The following is an 18,347-nucleotide window of genomic DNA, read 5'->3' as shown; positions in this document are numbered from 1 at the left end:
GGACAGGCCTGGGACGGCCCGCCCGCAGACAACTTTGGGCGGCGGGCGTCACCGGGCGGTCTCGTGTTGGTCACGTTTCGGTCACGGAGCACGGGCGGGGCGCGGCGGGGGCGGCAAAGTTCACTTTTCCATCACGGCGCCTTGGCGCCGCGCGCTGCCTCCTAGACTGGACTGCATACATCCCGACACAAGGAGCGCGCATGAATGCCTCGTCTTCGCTGCCGCCGCGCTGCGCCGGCATCGGCCTGCGCGGCGAGCACCACGCCGCGCTGCTGGCGCTGCGGCCGTCCCTGGGCTTCATCGAAGTGCACAGCGAGAACTACTTCGGCCGCGGCGGCCCGCCCGCGCACTGGCTGCGCCGCGCCCGCGAGCACTACGCGCTGAGCCTGCACGGCGTGGGCCTGTCGCTGGGCTCCGCCGATCCGCTGCAGGTGAAGCACCTGCGCCGGCTGCGCGAGCTGACCGACGAGCTGCAGCCCGCGCTGGTCTCCGAGCACCTGAGCTGGAGCGGCGTGGACGGCATCTTCGCCAACGATTTATTGCCGCTGCCCCACACCCGCGAGGCGCTGGCCCACGTGGTGGCGCGCGTGCAGCAGGTGCAGGAGGCCCTCGGCCGGCAACTGCTGCTGGAGAACCTCTCCAGCTACCTGCGCTTCAGCGACGACGAGATGCCGGAATGGGCGTTCATCGCCGAGGTCGCCCGCCGCAGCGGCTGCGCGCTGCTGCTGGACGTGAACAACCTCTACGTGAGCGCGCGCAACCACGGCTTTGACGCTCTGGACTACCTCGCCGCCCTGCCGGCCGAGGCCGTTGCGCAATACCACCTGGCCGGCCACACGCACCGCCGCTTCGACGACGGCACGGACATCCTGCTGGACACGCACAGCCATTTCGTGAGCGACGCGGTGTGGGCGCTGTACGCGCAGGTGCTGCAGCGCTTCGGCGCGCGCCCAACGCTGATCGAATGGGATGCCGGGCTGCCGCCGCTGCCCGCCCTGGTGGCCGAGGCGCACAAGGCGCACGCTTTCATGGACGAGACGACGGAGCACCGCCATGCCTGCTTTGCATGAGCTGCAACGCCGCGTGATGGCCGCACTGCTGCACCCCACCGATCTGCAAGCCCAGGCCGACGCCGCCGCGCTGCTGCGCCCAACGCCGGGCGCCCTGGACGCCGCCAGGCGGCTTCAGCTCTACCGCAACAACCTGAGCGAAAGCCTCACCGCCGCGCTGGCCGCCGTGGCGCCGGTGGTACAGCAGCTCGTGGGCGAGGCGTTCTTCCGCGCCATGGCGCAGCGCTTCATCCAGCGCTTTCCTTCGCGCCATGGCAACCTGCACGCCTTTGGTGCCGAGCTGCCGCGCTTCCTGCGGGACTTCGAGCCCGCGGCCTCGCTGCCCTACCTGCCGGACATGGCCGCGCTGGAATGGGCCGTGCACGCCGTCTACCACGAGGCGCCCTTGCCGGCGCTCACGCTGCAGGCCCTGGCCGCGCTGGACGCCGGTGCGCAGGCCGCGCTGCGGTTGCGGCTGCAACCCTCGGCGCGGCTCGTGGCGTCCGAGCACCCCGTGCTGCAGCTCTGGCAGGCCCACCAGCCGGACGCCGCGCTGGCGCTGGAGGACGTGGACTGGCGGCGCGGCACGCGCGTGCTGGTGGCGCAGCGCGCGCTGGAGGTGGAATTCCACCTGCTGTCCGAGGGCGAGCTCTGCTGGCTGCAGGCGCTGCAAGGCGGTGCGACCCTGGCCGAGGCCTGCGCGCAGGCGCTGGCGGCCGAAGCGGGTTTCGATCTGGCCGCGGTGCTGATGCGGCACCTGGAACTGGGACACTTCCAGGCCCTGCCCAAAGGATCTACGCCATGAATACCCGCCGCGTGCTGGTCATAGAGGACGACCCCGACATCGGCCGCCTGGTGACGCTGCAACTGGCCGAGCTGGGTTTCGAGCACCGGCTGGTGGCCGACGGCATCACGGGCCTGGCCGAGGCCGAGGGCGGGGGCGGGCGCTGGGACCTGCTGATCCTGGACCTCATGCTGCCGCGCCTGGACGGCTTGCAGATCTGCAAGCGCCTGCGCAGCCGCGGCGAGGGCTACCTGCCCATCCTCATGCTCACGGCCAAGTCCTCCGAGCTGGACCGCGTGCTCGGCCTGGAGCTGGGCGCGGACGATTACCTGGTCAAGCCGTTTTCCATGCTGGAGCTGGCGGCGCGCGTGAAGGCCATCCTGAGGCGGCAGGAGCATTTCGAGGCCGCCGCGGCCGCCACACCGGCGGCCACGCTGATCGAGGCCGGCGAGCTGCGCATCGACCTGGACCGCCACGAGGTGCAGGTGGGCGGCCGCAGCGTGGACCTCACCGCCAAGGAGTTCGAGCTGCTGGTGCACTTCGCCCGCGCGCCGGGGCGCGTCTTCACCCGCGCGCAGTTGCTCGACCAGGTCTGGGGCTACACCCACAGCGGCTACGAGCACACCGTGAACTCGCACATCAACCGGCTGCGCAACAAGATCGAGCGCGACCCGGCCCAGCCGGCGCACATACAAACCGTCTGGGGCGTGGGCTACCGCTTCGCGACGCCGGCATGAGCGAGCCGGTGGAGCGCAGCAGCGGCGCCAAGGCCGCGCCCGCCCGCGCGGCGGTCGGCAACAGCCTGTCCTTGAAACTGTCGCTGCTGCTGGCCGCGGCCTTCATCGCCGTGGGCGGGCTGCTGGTGGTGGCCACGCAGGCCATGTTCGAGCCGGCGCGGCTGCTGGAGCTGTCCACCGACGTGATGATCGGCAGCGTGGTCTTCTCGCTGCTGGCGGCGCTGTGCGTCTTTCAGCTCTTCACCCGGCGTTTAAAGCGCCTGGCCGACGCGGTGGACGCCTACCAGCACGGCGACTTCAGGCAGCCGCTGCGCCTGGCCGAGGCCGACGCGCGGGGCGACGAGATCGAGCGCCTGGCCGCGCACGTGGAAGGCATGACCGGCCGCATCGCCGACCAGCTCACCGAGCTGGAGCGCGTGGCCACGCGGCGGCGCGATTTATTGGCCAACGTCTCGCACGACCTGCGCACGCCGCTGGCCTCCATGCAGGGCTACCTGGAAATCCTGCTGCTGCGCCGCGGCGAGCTGTCGGAAGCCGAGGAGCGCAACTACCTGGAAGTGGCCGCGCGCCACAGCGAGCGGCTGGGCCGCCTCGTCAACGACTTGTTCCAGCTCACCAAGCTGGAGGCCGAGGACGTGCACCCGCAGCGCGAGCGCTTCCCGTTGGCCGAGCTGGTGCAGGACGTGGCGCAGAAGTTCGCGCTGGACGCCGCGCAGCGCAGCCTGACGCTGCACGCCGCCTGCGGCGCGGCCATGCCGATGGTGGACGCCGACATCGGCATGGTGGAGCGCGTGCTGGAAAACCTCGTGGAAAACGCTTTGCGCCACACCCCGGAAGGCGGCCGTGTGACGCTGACGCTGGGCGTGGACGCGGGCCGCGCCGTGGTGGACGTGAGCGACACGGGCGTGGGCATCCCGGCCGACGAGCTGGACAAGGTGTTCGACCGCTTCTACCGCGCCGACCGCACCGGCTCGCGCCACCACGCCGGGCTGGGCCTGGCCATCTCGCGGCTGATGGTGCAACTGCACGGCGGGCACCTGGCCGTGCGCAGCACGCCGGGCCGGGGCACCACCTTCAGCTTCGACCTGCCGCTGGCCGCGCCGCCGCGGCCGGCCGGCGATGCTGCACCGCACGAAATTGGACACAAGGCGTCACAAGGCGGCGCCTCCGCGGCCGGGGCCGGCGACACACTCGCCGCGCCATGAACACCCTCACCTCCGGACGGCACCTGTGGGTGCTGGTGCTGCTGCTGGCCCTGGCCGCCGTGCTGGGCGGCCTGGCGCTGGCGCCGGGCATGGCGGCCTTCGTCCCCGCGCTGTTGGGCGCGCTGGTGCTGGCGGCCGTGCTGGCCTGGCAGGCCCGCGAACGCGAGCGGCAGTGGCGGCAGCGACTGGACGAGCAGGCGCAGCGCGTGGACGGGCTGCAGCGCGCCCTGGAAACCGCCGAGGCGCGCCGAGCCGAGGCCCAGGCCGCCGTGCGCGCCGGCGAGCAGCGCTACGAGCTGGCGCTGCGCGGCAGCCAGGACGGGCTGTGGGAATGGGACATCGCCGCCGACCGCATGCGGCTCTCGCCGCGCTGGAAAAGCATGCTGGGCTATGCCGAGGACGAGCTGGGCGACTCGCGCAACCAGTGGCGCGCCTGCGTGGAGGCGCAGGACCTGCCCGCGCTGGAGCAGGCCTTGCAGGCGCACCTGGCCGACGCCGCCAGCCGCTTCGAGGGCGAGCTGCGCCTGAAACACAAGGACGGCACCCTGCGCTGGGTGCTCACCCGCGGCGTGGCGCTGCGCCATGCCAGCGGCACGCCCTACCGCATGGTGGGGCTGGACACGGACGTGACGCGTTTAAAACGCGTGGAAACCATCCTGGACGCCGTGGCCCGCGGCACCGCGGACGCCTTTGGCGAAGCCTTCTTCAAGGCGCTGGTGCGCCACTTCGCGCGGGCGCTGGAGGTGGACTGCGCCTTCATCACCGAGTGCGCCGACCAGCCGCCCACGCGCGTGCGCACGCTGGCCTTCTGGGCCGGGCAGCGCTTCGAGGACAACATCGAATACGGCCTGCCCGGCACGCCCTGCGAGCAGGTCGTGGGCGAGGGGCAGATGTGCTTCCTGCGCAGCGACGTGCAACGCCTGTATCCGGTGGAAGCGGGCTACGAGGCCTACCTGGGCCTTCCCATCCTGGCGCAGGACGGGCGGGTGCTGGGGCACCTGGCCTTCCTGGACCGCGTGCCGCGCGGCGAGGAGCTGCTGCTGGAGTCGGTCTACCGCATCTTCACGGCGCGCGCGGCGCTGGAGCTGGAGCTGCAGCAGGCCTTGCAGCGGCTGAGGGCGATGGGGGCGGAAAGGGCGCAGGGGACGGCGGGCGTGTAAGCGGCTTGAAGGCGCCGCGCTGTTTGGAGATTTTGGCCGGGTACTGCCGTTGGCTGGGTGCCTTTTTTGGCCGGAGGTCGCATCCCGACAGCCAAGGCGCTTCGGCCCTCTGCTTCGTCATTCCCGCGAAGGCGGGAACCCAGGCGGCCCCCAAGTTGGCCGCCAGCTCAGGGGCCGGTGTCACAAGGCCCAAAACCGCGGCTTTCCTGCGATGTCCCTTCGCTCCGGCTTGGGGACCGCCTGGGTTCCCGCCTGCGCGGGAATGACGAATGGGGGGCGACGCGCCTTTGCTGACGGGCTGCCAAGCCTTTCCAACTTTCCCCGGACCGTTTCCCGCCGTCCCGCCGTCCCGCCTCCCGCTTTCTCCCCTCCTCCTCCAACCCCAACCTCAGCTCCAGCCGCAGTTCCAGGCTCCGGGGCCTACGCCGCGGCCCCCGTCAGCGCAACGCCATGGGAACGCCGCATGCCCAAACGAGCCGCCGCCAACGACTGCCCGCGAGGACCCCGCCATGCACACCGCCCAACGCCCCACCATGGACGCGCAAACCCTGGACTTCCTGCATGGCGTGCTGGACACCGTGCGCGGCGGCGACGCCCAGCGCATCGCCCGGCTGCTGGACAAGCGGCTGCCGCCCAACCTGCGCGACCACAAGGGCGACAGCCTGCTCATGCTGGCCTGCTACCACGGCCACCTGGAGACGGCGCGCGCGCTGCTGGAGCATGGCGCCGACCCCGAGCTGGCCAACGACCGCGGCCAGACGCCCTTGGGCGGCGCCGCCTTCAAGGGCTACCAGCCTATCGTGGAGCTGCTGCTGGCCCACGGCGCGCAGGTGGACGGCGCGGGGCCGGACGGGCGCACGGCGCTGATGATCGCGGCCATGTTCAACCGGCTGGAGATGGTGGAGCTGCTGCTCTCGCACGGCGCCAACCCGCTGTCGCGCGACGCGGCTGGCATGACGGCGCGGGACGCGGCGCTGAAGATGGGCGCGCAGGACACGGCGCAGCGGCTGGCCGGCACCGGGGCCTGAGACGCACACCACGCACCCACCGCCGCCTCCGGCACGGGGGCGCGTCGCGGGCGCCGCACAATGCCGCGCCATGACGAACGCCGGGATCCGCTGCCGCCTCGGGTGGGCAGCCGAGCCCTCCACCAACGGTCCGCGCCACCTGCTGCCGCCCTGCCTTAGGCGGTGGCCTCTGAGGAAGTACCGCCCCATGCCGCTCGACACCCTGCAAGCCGCCCTGGACCAACTGCGTGCCGGCGAACTGGACCAGGCTGCCTTTTGCCGCCGCCTGCGCGCCGTCAGCCTGCCGGCCGAGCTGCCGCCCAAGTTCGGCGAGGTGCTCGCCAACCTGCTGGACCGGCTGGAATCCAGCGCGATGTTCGGCGGCGAGAGCTGCTCCTTCAGCACCGACGATCTGGCGGCCAGCGTGCAGGCCTGGCTGGACAAGGCGCGGGAGCGCTTGAAGGCGGCGTGAGCGCGGCGCCGGCCCCGGCGCCTGAAACCCCGTGGGGCCGATGGACACAGGCCATCGGGGCCAAGCCGCCGGTGCGCGGCGGCGGGCGCACACTGGCCGCGCGCCCGCTGAGTCCATGCGGGCGCGATGTACCCAGCAAGGAGGCCGACATGTCGATTCCTTCGCGTCTATCGCAATACCTGGAGCATCACGGCGCGCGCTACGAGGTGTGCCGCCACGAGCACAGCCGCAGCAGCGCCGAGACGGCGCGCGTGGCGCACGTGCCCCTCAACCAATTGGCCAAGGCGGTGCTGCTGGAAGACGAGCAGATCTGCGTGATCGCGGTGCTGCCCGCCGACCGCAGCGTGATGCCGCACGAGGTGGCGCAACTGCTGGGCCGCCAGGAGTTGCGCCTGGTCGAGGAGCCTCGCCTGGGCCAGCTGCTCGACGGCTGCGAGCCCGGCGCCGTGCCGGCCGTGGGCATGGCCTGGGGCATGGAAACCGTGGTGGATGACGAGCTGGAGCAGCGCGAGCTCGTCTACCTCGAAGCCGGCGACCACGAGCAACTGCTGCGGCTCACCCAGGCGCAGTTCCACGCCCTCATGCGCGGCGCCAAGTGGGGGCGCATCAGCCGCGTGCAGATGCATTGAGCCGCGGCCAGGCGCGGGGTCGCCCCGCGCCGTGGCCTGGGAATGCCCAGTCCCAGTCCCAGTCCCAGTCCCAGTCCCAGTCCCAGTCCCAGTCCCAGGCTCAGGCGCAGGCGCAGGCCGCCCGCAGCGCCCGCGCCACCTTGGACCCGACCTCGCGCCCAAGCACCCCGCTGATCCAGGCCGACGTGTCCACCAGCCGGCCCAGGTCCACGCCGGTGTCCGCGCCCAGGCCGTGCAGCAGGTACACGACGTCCTCCGTCGCCACGTTGCCCGACGCGCCCTTGGCGTAGGGGCAGCCGCCCAGGCCGGAGACGGACGCGTCGAAGACGCGCACGCCCAAGTCGTAGGACGCCGCCACGTTGGCCACCGCCATGCCCCAGGTGTCGTGGTAGTGGCCGGCCAGTTGCGACACGGGCACGCGAGAAGCCACCGCCTGCAGCATCGCCCGCACCGTGGCCGGCGTGCCCACGCCTATGGTGTCGCCCAAGGACACCTCGTAGCAGCCCATGGCGTGCAGCCGCGCGGCCACGTCCGCCACCCGCTGCGGCGCCACCGGGCCTTCATACGGACAGGCCACCACGCAGGACACGTAGCCGCGCACCTTCACATGGGCCGCGCGCGCCGCCGCCATCACCGGCTCGAAGCGCACCAGCGACTCGGCCACCGAGCAGTTGATGTTCTTCTGCGAGAAGGTTTCAGACGCCGCGGCGAACACGGCCACCTCGGTTGCGCCGCTCTCGATCGCCGCTTCCAGGCCTTTCAAATTGGGCACCAGCACGGGGTAGCTCACCCCGGCGCGGCGCGGCAGGCGGCGCATGAGGTCGGCATGGTCGGCCATCTGCGGCACCCACTTGGGCGAGACGAAGGCCGTGGCCTCGATGTCGCGCAGGCCCGCGTCGGCCAGGCGCGCGATCAGCTCCAGCTTCACCTCCGTGGGCACGGGCTGCTTCTCGTTCTGCAGGCCGTCGCGCGGGCCCACCTCGACGATGCGGACGGCTTGCTTGCTGCTGTTGTCGCTCATGCCTGCTCCCCGAATTCCACCAGCTCGGCCCCGTCGGCCACCTGCTCGCCCGGCGCGTAGCGGAAGGCTTTCACGACGCCCGCGCGCGGCGCGGTGATGGTGTGCTCCATCTTCATGGCCTCCAGCACCAGCAGCGGCGCGCCCTTGTCCACCGTGGCGCCGGGCTGCGCCAGCCAGGCGATCACCTTGCCCGGCATGGGCGCGCGCAGGCCGCCTTCGGCCTCGTCGCCGCCGCCGCCCACGTGCAGGCTGTCCACCAGGCTCAGCGGCCAACTGCGGCCCTCGAAGAAGACGTGGCGGCGCTCGCCCGCCGCCACCACCGCCGCGTGCAGGCGGCGCTCGCCCAACTGCACCAGCAGCGCGCCATCGGCGCCGGGCGTGGCGCGGGCCTCCACCGCGGGAGCGCCCTCCAGGCCGATGCGCCAGGCCTGGCGCGGCAGCACTTCAACCGTCACGGCCTGCACCTGCTCGCCCAGGCGCAGTTGCAGCCGGCGCTGGGCGCGGCCGTTGAGCCGCCAGCCGTCCAGCGCGGACCAGGGCGAATCGGCCCCGGCCCCGCGCTGCGCGCCCTGCTGCTCGCGCTGCAGCTCGGCCAGCGCGGCGATGAGCCACACGCTCTCCGGCACCTCGCGGTGGGCGGGGAACAATTGCTCCTGCTCGCGCTCGATCAGGCCCGTGTCGAAGCGGCCCTGCGCGAAGGCCGGCAGCGCCACCAGCCGCGCCAGGAACTCCACGTTGTTCTGCACGCCCACCACGCGGAACTGCGCCAGCGCCTGGCGCATGCGCGAGAGGGCCTGCGCGCGGTCCGCGCCCCACACGATCAGCTTGGCGATCATGGGGTCGTAGTGCGGGGTGATCTCGTCGCCCTGCTCCACGCCGCTGTCCACGCGCACGTGGCCGCTCTCGGTCGGTGGGGCCAGGTGCAGCAGCTTGCCGGTGGAGGGCAGGAAACCCTTGTCCGGGTCCTCGGCGTAGATGCGCGCCTCCAGGGCGTGGCCGTCGATGGAGAGCTGCTCCTGCGTGAGCGGCAGCGGCTCGCCGCTGGCCACGCGCAACTGCCACTCCACCAGGTCCAGCCCCGTGATCATTTCCGTCACCGGGTGCTCGACCTGCAGCCGCGTGTTCATCTCCATGAACCAGAAGGAGCCGTCCCCTTGGGCGATGAACTCCACCGTGCCCGCGCCCACGTAGCCCACGGCCTTGGCCGCCTCCACGGCGGCGCGGCCCATGGCGGCGCGGCGCTCCGGCGTCATGCCCGGCGCGGGGGCCTCCTCCAGCACCTTCTGGTGGCGGCGCTGCACCGAGCAGTCGCGCTCGAAGAGGTAGACGCAGCGGCCCTGCTGGTCGGCGAACACCTGGATCTCGATGTGCCGCGGCTGCAGCACGTACTTCTCCACCAGCACGTGGTCGTCGCCGAAGGCGTTGGTCGCCTCGCGCTTGCAGGAAGCGAGCGCGGCTTCGAAGTCCGCCGCGCGGTCCACGCGGCGCATGCCCTTGCCGCCGCCGCCGGCGCTGGCCTTGATGAGCACGGGGTAGCCGATGGTCTCGGCCTGCGCGGCCAGGAAGCCGGGCTCCTGGTGGTCGCCGTGGTAGCCGGGCGTGAGCGGCACGCCGGCCTTTTCCATCAGCGCCTTGGCGGCCGACTTGCTGCCCATGGCGCGGATGGCCGACGCGGGCGGGCCGATGAAGGCGATGCCGGCGGCTTCGCAGGCCTCGGCGAAATCCTCGTTCTCGGAGAGAAAGCCGTAGCCGGGGTGGATGGCCTCGGCCCCGGTGGCGCGGGCGGCCTCCAGGATGCGGTCGCCCTTGAGGTAGGACTCGCGCGCCGCCGCGGGGCCGATGAGCACCGCCTCGTCGGCCAGGCGCACGTGGCGGGCGTTGGCGTCGGCCTCGGAATACACGGCCACCGTGGCGATGCCCATTCGGCGCGCCGTCTTGATGACGCGGCAGGCGATCTCGCCCCGGTTGGCGATCAGGATTTTCTTGAACATGTCGTTTGAACTCCGAGCTGGCGCCGTGCGGGCGCTGGGTGCGGGCACGTGCGCGCTGTGGTTCTGGAAGCTGGATGGCTGGGCGTGGTTTTGGCGGCGTTGTCCGCGAGCCAGCCCGCCCCGCCCTCTGTTTCGTCATTCCCGCGAAGGCGGGAATCCAGGCGGCCCCCAAGCGGGCCGCGAGCACAGGCGCCACGCCCACAACGTCCCGAGCCTCGTGGCGCCTGCAGCGCCTCTCGCGCTCCGGCGTTGGGCCGCCTGGATCCCCGCCTGCGCGGGGATGACGAAGTGGTAAGCGAATCGCGTCGGCTCACGGTCAGCCTTTCTCAGCCAATGGCCCTTCTCACCCCTTCACCCAAGCCGCAGGCCGCTTCTCCAGGAAGGCGGCTAAACCCTCCCGCGCCTCCGGCGTGGCGCGCAGCGTGGCGATGCGCCGCGCGGTGTCTTCCACCACCTCGCCGGTGATGGGCCGGTCGGCCACGGCGCGTATGAGCGCCTTGGCCGCCGCCTGCGCCTTGGGGCCGCCGGCCAGCAGCGCGTCCACCACGCGGGCCACCGCCGCGTCCAGCGCATCGGCCTCGCACAGCTCGTGCACCAGGCCCAGCTCCCAGGCGCGCTGCGCGCTGATGCGCTCGGCCGTCTGGAAGTAGCGCGTGGCCTGCCGCTGGCCGATCGCGCGGATCACGTAGGGGCTGATGGCCGAGGGGATGATCCCGAACTTCACCTCGGAGGTCGCGAACACCGCGGCCGTGGACGCCACGCAGATGTCGCAGGCCGACGCCAGCCCCATGCCGCCGCCCAGCGCCGCGCCGTGCACGCGGGCGATCGTGGGCTTGCTGCTGTGGGCGATGGCGTGGAACAGCGCGGCGAGCTTGCGCGCGTCCTCCAGGTTGGCCTCCAGCGGCGCCGCGCTCTGGCGCTGCATCCAGTTCAGGTCCGCGCCCGCGGAAAAGCTCTTGCCCTCGCCGGCCAGGACGATGGCGCGCACGCCCTCGTCCGCGTCCAGTTCCTGGAAGCCGTGCGTGAGCGCCGCGATCAGCGACTCGTCGAAGGCGTTGTGCACCTCGGCGCGGCTCATCACCACGCGGGCCACGCCGCCCTCGCGTTCGATCTTGAGAGGTTGACTGCTCATCACGGGCCTCACATGCGGAAGACGCCGAACTTGGTCGGCTCAATGGGCGCGTTGAGCGCGGCCGAGAGCGACAGCGCCAGCACGCGGCGCGTCTGCGCGGGGTCGATGACGCCGTCGTCCCACAGCCGCGCCGTGGCGTAGTAGGGGTGGCCCTGGTCCTCGTACTGCTGGCGGATGGGGGCCTTGAAGGCTTCCTCGTCCTCCGCGCTCCAGGCCTGGCCCTTGGATTCCAGCCCGTCGCGGCGCACGGTGGCCAGCACCGAGGCGGCCTGCTCGCCGCCCATCACGCTGATGCGCGCGTTGGGCCACATCCACAGGAAGCGCGGCGAGTAGGCCCGGCCGCACATGCCGTAGTTGCCGGCGCCGAAGGAGCCGCCGATGAGGGCCGTGATCTTGGGCACCTGCGCCGTGGCCACGGCCGTGACCATCTTGGCGCCGTCCTTGGCGATGCCGCCGTTCTCGTACTTGCGGCCCACCATGAAGCCCGTGATGTTCTGCAGGAACAGCAGCGGAATGCCGCGCTGGCAGCACAGCTCGATGAAGTGCGCCCCCTTTTGCGCCGACTCGCCGAACAGGATGCCGTTGTTGGCAATGATCCCCACCGGCATGCCGTGCAGCGTGGCGAAGCCCGTCACCAGCGTGGCGCCGTAGCGGGCCTTGAACTCGTCGAAGCGCGAGCCGTCCACCACGCGGGCGATGACCTCGCGCACGTCGTAGGGCTTCCTGGTGTCGCGCGGGATGATCCCGTACAGCTCCTCGGGGTCGAAGCGCGGCGGCTCGGCGGCCTGCAGCGCCACGGTGCTGGGCTTGCGGTGGTTCAGCCGCGCCACGATGCGCCGCGCCAGGTAGAGCGCGTGGCCGTCGTTCTCGGCCAGGTGGTCCGCCACGCCGGAGATGCGCGTGTGCACGTCGCCGCCGCCCAGGTCCTCGGCGCTGACCACCTCGCCGGTGGCGGCCTTCACCAGCGGCGGGCCGCCCAGGAAGATCGTGCCCTGGTTGCGCACGATCACCGTCTCGTCGCTCATGGCCGGCACGTAGGCGCCGCCGGCCGTGCACGAGCCCATCACCACCGCGATCTGCGTGATGCCCTGGGCCGACATGTTGGCCTGGTTGAAGAAGATGCGGCCGAAGTGGTCGCGGTCGGGGAAGACCTCGTCCTGCTTGGGCAGGAAGGCGCCGCCGGAGTCCACGAGGTAGATGCACGGCAGCCGGTTGGCCTGCGCGATCTCCTGGGCGCGCAGGTGCTTCTTCACCGTCATGGGGTAGTAGGTGCCGCCCTTCACCGTGGCGTCGTTGGCCACGACCATGCACTCCACGCCCTGCACGCGGCCGATGCCGGCCACCACGCCGGCGCAAGGCGCCTCGCCGCCGTACATGCCGTGCGCGGCGAGCTGGCCGATCTCCAGGAAGGGGCTGCCCGGGTCCAGCAACTGGTCCACGCGCTCGCGCGGCAGCAGCTTGCCGCGGGCGGTGTGCTTGGCCCGCGCCGCCTCGCCACCGCCCAACGCGGCGCGGGCGGCCTGCTCGCGCAGGTCCTGCACCACGGCGCGCATGGCCGCGGCGTTGGCCTTGAACTCCTCGGAGCGCGTGTCGATGCGGCTGTCCAGCGCCTGCATCACAGCGTCTCCGCAAACAGCTCGCGGCCGATGAGCATGCGGCGGATCTCGCTGGTGCCCGCGCCGATCTCGTAGAGCTTGGCGTCGCGCCACAGCCGCTCCACCGGGAACTCCTTGGTGTAGCCCACGCCGCCCAGGGTCTGGATCGCCTCGCCGGCCATCCAGGTCGCCTTCTCGGCCGAGTACAGGATGGCGCCCGCGGCGTCCTTGCGCAGGGTGCGCGCGTGGTCGGCGCTGTCGCAGGCCTTGCCCACGGCGTACACGTAGGCGCGGCAGGCCTGGTGCGTGGTGTACATGTCGGCCAGCTTGCCCTGCATGAGCTGGAACTCGCCGATGGCCTGGCCGAACTGCTTGCGCTCGTGCACGTAGGGCACCACCGCGTCCATGCACGCGGCCATGATGCCCAGCGGGCCGCCGCTGAGCACGGCGCGCTCGTAGTCCAGCCCGCTCATCAGCACCTTCACGCCGCCGCCCACGGCGCCCAGCACGTTCTCCTCAGGCACCTCGCAGTCCTCGAAGAAGACGGGGTAGGTGTTGGAGCCGCGCATGCCCAGCTTGTCGAGCTTGGAGCCGAAGGACAGCCCCTTGAAGCCCTTTTCGACGATGAAGGCGGTCATGCCCTTGGGGCCCGCCTCGGGGTCGGTCTTGGCGTAGACGATCATGGTGTCCGCGTCGCCGCCGTTGGTGATCCACATCTTGGAGCCGTTGAGGACGAAGCGGTCGCCCTGCTTCTGCGCGCGCAGCCGCATGCTCACCACGTCGGAGCCGGCGCCGGGCTCGCTCATGGCCAGCGCGCCGACGTGCTCGCCGCTCACGAGCTTGGGCAGGTAGCGGTCCTTCTGCGCCGCGTTGCCGTTGCGGTGGATCTGGTTGACGCACAGGTTGGAGTGCGCGCCGTAGCTCAGGCCCACCGAGGCCGAGGCGCGCGACACCTCCTCCATGGCCACCATGTGCGCCAGGTACCCGAGGCCCGTGCCGCCGTACTCCTCGCCCACCGTCAGGCCGTGCAGGCCCAGGTCACCGAGCTTCTTCCACAGGTCGGCGGGAAAGAGGTTGTCGCGGTCCACGGCCGCCGCGCGCGGGGCGATTTCCTTGGCGGCGAAGTTGGCGACGGTGTCGCGCAGCATGTCTATGGTTTCGCCAAGGCCGAAGTTGAGGCCGGGAAGCTGGGTCATGGCTGTCTCCTGGGTGCTGGAAATCGGGAGTCGGGAATCGCGTGCGGGGCGCGCGCGCCTGGGAAAGGCGGGTGGGGGTGCGGATGCCGGCAAGCGTAGGCGCCGGCGCGGCACGCTGCCGGCCAGCGAGGGTGCAAAAGCTGCCAAACTGCCGCCTGAAAATACCCATCCCCATGAGCACGCCCGCCGCCGTCACCCCCATGGCCTTCGTCCGCTGCATCGCGCTGGCTTTCGAGCGCCGCGGCATGGACCCGGCCCCCGCCCTCGCGGCGGCACAAATCACGCCACAGGCGCTGGCCGACCCGCGGGCCCGCATCACCGCGCTGCAGATGGAAACCGTCTCCGCCGCCGCCATGCAGGCGCTGGACGACGAGGCGCTGGGCTGGTTCGAGCGCCGCCTGCCCTGGGGCAGCTACGGCATGCTCTGCCGCGCCAGCACGGGCGCGGCAACGCTTGGGCTGGCCTTGAAGCGCTGGTGCCGCCACCACCGGCTGCTCACCGAGGACGTGCTGCTGACCCTGGAGCCCCAGGGCGAGGCCACCGTGCTGGCGCTCACCGAGCAGCGGGATCTGGGGACCTTGCGCGAGTTCTGCCTGGTGACGCTGCTGCGCTACGTGCACGGCTACGCCTGCTGGGCGGTGGACTCGCGCATCCCGCTGCTGGAGGCCGCCTTTCCCTTCCCTGCCCCGGCGCATGCCGACGCCTACGCCCACATGTTCCCCGGCCCCGTGCGCTTCGGCGCGGCGCAGGCGGCGCTGAGCTTGGACACCCGCTACCTGAGCCTGCCCCTGCGCCGCGACGAGGCCGCGCTCAACGCCATGTTGAAACGCGCCCTGCCCCTGACCGTGCGCCAGTACCGGCGCGACCGCCTCTTGGCGCAGCGCGTGCGCGAGCGGCTGCGCCAGCAGCCCGGGGCGAATGCCGACGAGGTGGCGGCGGCGCTGTTCCTGTCCACCCGCAGCCTGCACCGCCAGTTGCAGGAGGAGGCGACCTCCTTGCAGGCCCTGAAGGACGCCGTGCGCCGCGACATCGCCGTGGAGCTGCTGCTGCGCAGCGGCCGGCCCATCAAGCAGATCGCCCAGGCCGCGGGCTTCGACAACGAAAAAAGCTTCACCCGCGCCTTCAAGGGCTGGACGGGCGAATCGCCGACGGCGCTGCGCGGGCGGGCCGCACAGGCCATGGGCTGAGCCTGCCCGCCTTAAGCAGCCTGCAAGCGACGCATCACCGGCGCCCGGGACAATGCGCGGCATGAGCAACACCAATCCCATGACCCGCTCCATGACCCGCTGCGGCGCCGTGGCCCTGCTGGGCCTGTGCGCCGCCACCGCCTCCTGGGCCGACGGCAACCGCCGCGCCGGCGACGTGCTGAGCTGGGCCCTGCCCCTGGGCGCGGCGGGCTACTCGCTGTACGACGGCGACCGCGAGGGCACGCTGCAGTTCGGCAAGGCCTTCGCCGTGACCCTGGCCGGCACCGAGGTGCTCAAGCGCACCACCCACGTGGAGCGCCCCGACCACTCCGACGACGAGTCCTTCCCCTCCGGCCACGCCAGCCGCGCCTTCTCGGCCGCGACCTTCGTGCACCGGCGCTACGGCTTCGAAGCCGCCTTGCCCATGTACGCGGCGGCCACCTACGTCGGCTGGACGCGCGTGCACGCCGACCAGCACCGCTGGCGCGACGTGGCCGGCAGCGCCGTGCTCTCCGCCGCGGCGTCGTGGTGGCTGGTGGACCCCAGGCAGGACAGGCGCGTGAGCGTGCTGCCGCTGGTTGGGCCGCGCTCGGTGGGCGTGGAAGTCGCGGCGAGCTGGTAAGCCGCTGCGCCGGCACGGCCCGCGGCAACGATTGCTTGCACACGCGCCGCACGCCGGCTACACAGTCGCGGCGCGGCGCGGCTCGGTCCCCCGAGGGCTTGTCCCGGAGCAACAGGCTCCCGGCTCCTGGGCATCTGGCCTGCTCCCGCCCGCCAAGCTGCAAGGAGCCGGCTCTTGAAACTCGTCACCTGGAACATCCAGTGGGGCCGCGGCACGGATGGCCGCGTGGACCTGCGCCGCATCGTGGACGACGCGCGTGCGCTGGCCGACTTCGACGTGCTGTGCCTGCAGGAGGTGGCCGACGGCTGGCCGGCGCTTCCCGGCGGCGCGCCGGGCAACCAGTTCCGCGAGCTGGCCCTGGCGCTGCCGGGCTTCACCGCCGTGGAAGGCGTGGCCGTGGACGTGCCCGGCCCCACCGCCGGCACGCGCCGGCGCTTCGGCAACCTGCTGCTGTCGCGCCTGCCCGTGCTGCAGGTGCTGCGCCACCACCTGCCCTGGCCCGCGGATGCCACCGTGCCCAGCATGCCGCGCGTGGCCGTGGAGGCCACGCTGCGCACGCCCTTGGGCGCGCTGCGGGTGATGACCACGCACCTGGAGTACTACGCGCAGGAGCACCGCGTGGCGCAGATCAAGCGGCTGCGCCAGTTGCAGCGCGAGGCGGTGCGCCACGCCCGCCAGCCCCGGCCCGCGGGCGAGGGCCCTTTTCTTTCGCAGCCCCGCGGCGGCCCGGCGCTGCTGGTGGGCGACATGAATTTCAAGCCGGACTCGCCGGAGCACGCGCGCATGGTGTCGCCCTTTCCCGACGGCACGCCGGCCTGGGTGGACGCCTGGACGCTGCTGCACGCGGGCCAGCCGCACCCCGCGACCTTCGCGCCGCACGAGGGGGCGTCACCTGAGGCCCCCTACTGCTGCGATTACGTGTTTGCCGGCGCCGACCTCGCGCCGCGCCTGCGCACACTGCGCGTGGACGCACGCACCACCGCCTCCGACCACCAGCCGCTGCTGGTGGAGCTGGGCTGACGCCCGGCCCACCCCGCACCCAGCCCACACCTCCAAGGGAGAAAACCGCCATGGACGCACTGGAAACCATCGTCATCCCCCGCAGCTCGGACTTGGGCGAGGGCTTCACCGTGCGCCGCGCCCTGCCTTCGGCGCAGCGGCGCATGGTGGGGCCCTTCGTGTTCTTCGACGAGATGGGCCCGGTGCGCTTCGAGGCCGGGCACGGGCTGGACGTGCGCCCGCACCCGCACATCGGCCTGGCCACGGTCACCTACCTGACGCAGGGCGAGATCCTGCACCGCGACAGCCTGGGGGTGGTGCAGCCCATCCGGCCGGGCGAGCTCAACTGGATGACGGCCGGGCGCGGCATCGTCCATTCCGAGCGCTCGCCCCAAGGCCAGCGCGACGGCAGCGCCACGCTGGCCGGGCTGCAGTTATGGGTGGCGCTGCCCAAGGCGCACGAGGAGACGGAGCCCTCCTTCGTCCACCACGGCGCGGGCGAGCTGCCGCTGCTGGAAGCCGGGGGCTGCCGGCTGCGCGTGATCGTGGGCGGCTTCGAGGGCGCCACGTCGCCCGTGCGCACGCTCTCGGAGATGTTCTACGTGGAGGCGCAGCTCGACCCCGGGGCGCAGTTGCCGCTGCCGCCGCTGTACGAGGAGCGCGCGGCCTACGTGATGCAGGGCCAGGTCAGCGTCAACGCCGAGGACGCCGCCCACGGCCATGGCCCGCAGCAGATGCTGGTGTTCAAGCCCGGGGAGCCGGTGGTACTGCGTGCGGTGGGCGGCCCGGCGCGGCTGGTGCTGCTCGGTGGCCCGCCCATGGACGGGCCGCGCTACGTGTGGTGGAACTTCGTCTCCAGCTCGCGCGAGCGCATCGAGCAGGCACAGGCCGATTGGGCCGGCGGGCGCTTTGCGGCGGTGCCTCAGGAAACGGAGTTCATTCCGCTGCCAGACAACCGGCCGCTGCCGCCGGTGTCCTATCCCTGAGGCGGCGGTGATTCAGTACGGCATGGCCGCCTGCAGCGCCGAGCTGCCGCCCAGGAGGACCATGGTGTCGAGCCAGACGTTTTCCGGGGTGGAGGGACGGCGCAGCAGGAGGTGCATGTGCACGCGGGCCAGCAGGGCCGGCGACAGCGCGGGGACGGCGACGTAGTCCACCGCGCCGGCTGCATAGACGGCGGCCTCGTCCTCGGGGTGGGCCTCGGCCAGCACGGCGATGACGGGGATGCTCTGTCCCTCGCTCTCCATGGCGGCACACAGCGCCGCCGCGTCGCCGCCGGGCAGCCGCCAGTCCAGCAGCACCAGGTCCGGCCGCAGCACCTGCAGCGCGGCCGGCAACTCCTCGGCATGGGCGACGGAGGCGGTGAGGTAGCTGGGGCCCAGGGCTCCTTGCAGGGAGTCCAGGACGTCGGCGTGGCCGGTGGCAATGAGCAGGCGGGCTGAATGCATGCGGATGGCGATGAAACTGCTGCTGGACTCCCGCGACGCGGAAGTTTCAGCCTCCAGTGTCCGCACCTGCCCGCGGGCGATCGTGGAGGGCTTGTGAATTTGGGGTTGCGGAC

General features: G+C 72.1%; 18 protein-coding genes. 12 read left to right on the top strand and 6 right to left on the bottom strand.

The window, feature by feature from the left end; translation table 11 throughout:
• Window positions 1-200: 200 nt before the first annotated feature.
• From bufB to ALA01S_RS23235, 8 genes are all read left to right on the top strand, one after another.
• A complete protein-coding gene (gene bufB, locus ALA01S_RS23270; RefSeq protein ID WP_066341554.1) occupies window positions 201-1,070 on the top strand; it encodes an MNIO family bufferin maturase in 870 nt (289 codons plus the stop codon).
• A complete protein-coding gene (locus ALA01S_RS23265; RefSeq protein WP_169805987.1) occupies window positions 1,054-1,854 on the top strand; it encodes an HvfC/BufC N-terminal domain-containing protein in 801 nt (266 codons plus the stop codon). Before bufB ends, ALA01S_RS23265 begins: the two co-directional genes overlap by 17 nt.
• Complete coding sequence (locus tag ALA01S_RS23260; RefSeq protein ID WP_066341550.1) at window positions 1,851-2,570, top strand: winged helix-turn-helix domain-containing protein; 720 nt, start codon at window positions 1,851-1,853, stop codon at window positions 2,568-2,570. Before ALA01S_RS23265 ends, ALA01S_RS23260 begins: the two co-directional genes overlap by 4 nt.
• Window positions 2,567-3,775, top strand: a complete 1,209-nt coding sequence (locus ALA01S_RS23255) for a HAMP domain-containing sensor histidine kinase (protein WP_084267850.1) — start codon at window positions 2,567-2,569, stop codon at window positions 3,773-3,775. Before ALA01S_RS23260 ends, ALA01S_RS23255 begins: the two co-directional genes overlap by 4 nt.
• Window positions 3,772-4,935 (top strand): PAS domain-containing protein, encoded by a 1,164-nt coding sequence (locus ALA01S_RS23250; RefSeq protein ID WP_066341549.1) that lies wholly within the window; start codon window positions 3,772-3,774, stop codon window positions 4,933-4,935. Before ALA01S_RS23255 ends, ALA01S_RS23250 begins: the two co-directional genes overlap by 4 nt.
• A gap of 509 nt (window positions 4,936-5,444) precedes the next feature.
• On the top strand, window positions 5,445-5,963 hold the full coding sequence (locus ALA01S_RS23245; RefSeq protein WP_066341548.1) for an ankyrin repeat domain-containing protein: 519 nt from the start codon (window positions 5,445-5,447) through the stop codon (window positions 5,961-5,963).
• Window positions 5,964-6,150: 187 nt separating this feature from the next.
• Window positions 6,151-6,414 carry a hypothetical protein gene (locus ALA01S_RS23240; protein ID WP_066341547.1) on the top strand — a complete coding sequence of 88 codons (264 nt, stop codon included), beginning with the start codon at window positions 6,151-6,153 and terminating at the stop codon, window positions 6,412-6,414.
• Window positions 6,415-6,563: 149 nt separating this feature from the next.
• The gene (locus ALA01S_RS23235; RefSeq protein ID WP_066341546.1) at window positions 6,564-7,043 is read left to right on the top strand and encodes an aminoacyl-tRNA deacylase; all 480 of its coding nucleotides are present in this window, start codon (window positions 6,564-6,566) and stop codon (window positions 7,041-7,043) included.
• A gap of 100 nt (window positions 7,044-7,143) precedes the next feature.
• On the opposite strand, the gene ALA01S_RS23230 is transcribed toward ALA01S_RS23235, so the two are convergent.
• The 5 genes from ALA01S_RS23230 to ALA01S_RS23210 all read right to left on the bottom strand — a co-directional run bounded on the left by ALA01S_RS23230 (window position 7,144) and on the right by ALA01S_RS23210 (window position 13,978).
• Window positions 7,144-8,064, bottom strand: coding sequence for a hydroxymethylglutaryl-CoA lyase (locus ALA01S_RS23230; RefSeq protein ID WP_066341544.1), 921 nt, complete (start codon window positions 8,062-8,064; stop codon window positions 7,144-7,146).
• Window positions 8,061-10,055 carry an acetyl/propionyl/methylcrotonyl-CoA carboxylase subunit alpha gene (locus ALA01S_RS23225; protein ID WP_066341543.1) on the bottom strand — a complete coding sequence of 665 codons (1,995 nt, stop codon included), beginning with the start codon at window positions 10,053-10,055 and terminating at the stop codon, window positions 8,061-8,063. The genes ALA01S_RS23230 and ALA01S_RS23225 overlap by 4 nt, the downstream gene beginning before the upstream one ends.
• Before the next feature lie 343 nt (window positions 10,056-10,398).
• Window positions 10,399-11,187 (bottom strand): enoyl-CoA hydratase/isomerase family protein, encoded by a 789-nt coding sequence (locus ALA01S_RS23220; RefSeq protein ID WP_066341568.1) that lies wholly within the window; start codon window positions 11,185-11,187, stop codon window positions 10,399-10,401.
• Between the two features lie 8 nt (window positions 11,188-11,195).
• A complete protein-coding gene (locus tag ALA01S_RS23215) occupies window positions 11,196-12,803 on the bottom strand; it encodes a carboxyl transferase domain-containing protein (RefSeq protein ID WP_066341542.1) in 1,608 nt (535 codons plus the stop codon).
• On the bottom strand, window positions 12,803-13,978 hold the full coding sequence (locus ALA01S_RS23210; protein WP_066341541.1) for an isovaleryl-CoA dehydrogenase: 1,176 nt from the start codon (window positions 13,976-13,978) through the stop codon (window positions 12,803-12,805). The genes ALA01S_RS23215 and ALA01S_RS23210 overlap by 1 nt, the downstream gene beginning before the upstream one ends.
• Before the next feature lie 173 nt (window positions 13,979-14,151).
• On the opposite strand from ALA01S_RS23210, the gene ALA01S_RS23205 reads away from it, so the two are divergent.
• From ALA01S_RS23205 to ALA01S_RS23190, 4 genes are all read left to right on the top strand, one after another.
• Window positions 14,152-15,165 (top strand): AraC family transcriptional regulator, encoded by a 1,014-nt coding sequence (locus ALA01S_RS23205; protein ID WP_218011516.1) that lies wholly within the window; start codon window positions 14,152-14,154, stop codon window positions 15,163-15,165.
• Between the two features lie 61 nt (window positions 15,166-15,226).
• Window positions 15,227-15,787 carry a phosphatase PAP2 family protein gene (locus ALA01S_RS23200; RefSeq protein ID WP_169805986.1) on the top strand — a complete coding sequence of 187 codons (561 nt, stop codon included), beginning with the start codon at window positions 15,227-15,229 and terminating at the stop codon, window positions 15,785-15,787.
• Window positions 15,788-15,961: 174 nt separating this feature from the next.
• Entirely contained in the window at window positions 15,962-16,807 is an 846-nt protein-coding gene (locus tag ALA01S_RS23195; RefSeq protein ID WP_066341539.1) for an endonuclease/exonuclease/phosphatase family protein, read from the top strand.
• A gap of 50 nt (window positions 16,808-16,857) precedes the next feature.
• On the top strand, window positions 16,858-17,772 hold the full coding sequence (locus ALA01S_RS23190; RefSeq protein ID WP_066341537.1) for a pirin family protein: 915 nt from the start codon (window positions 16,858-16,860) through the stop codon (window positions 17,770-17,772).
• Between the two features lie 12 nt (window positions 17,773-17,784).
• On the opposite strand, the gene ALA01S_RS23185 is transcribed toward ALA01S_RS23190, so the two are convergent.
• On the bottom strand, window positions 17,785-18,347 hold a 563-nt coding region (locus tag ALA01S_RS23185), incomplete at its 5' end, for a response regulator transcription factor (protein ID WP_218011515.1).

It is taken from the genome of Azohydromonas lata NBRC 102462, assembly GCF_001571085.1.
Lineage (GTDB): Bacteria > Pseudomonadota > Gammaproteobacteria > Burkholderiales > Burkholderiaceae_C > Azohydromonas > Azohydromonas lata.
This window is presented reverse-complemented; position numbering and strand designations above follow the sequence as displayed.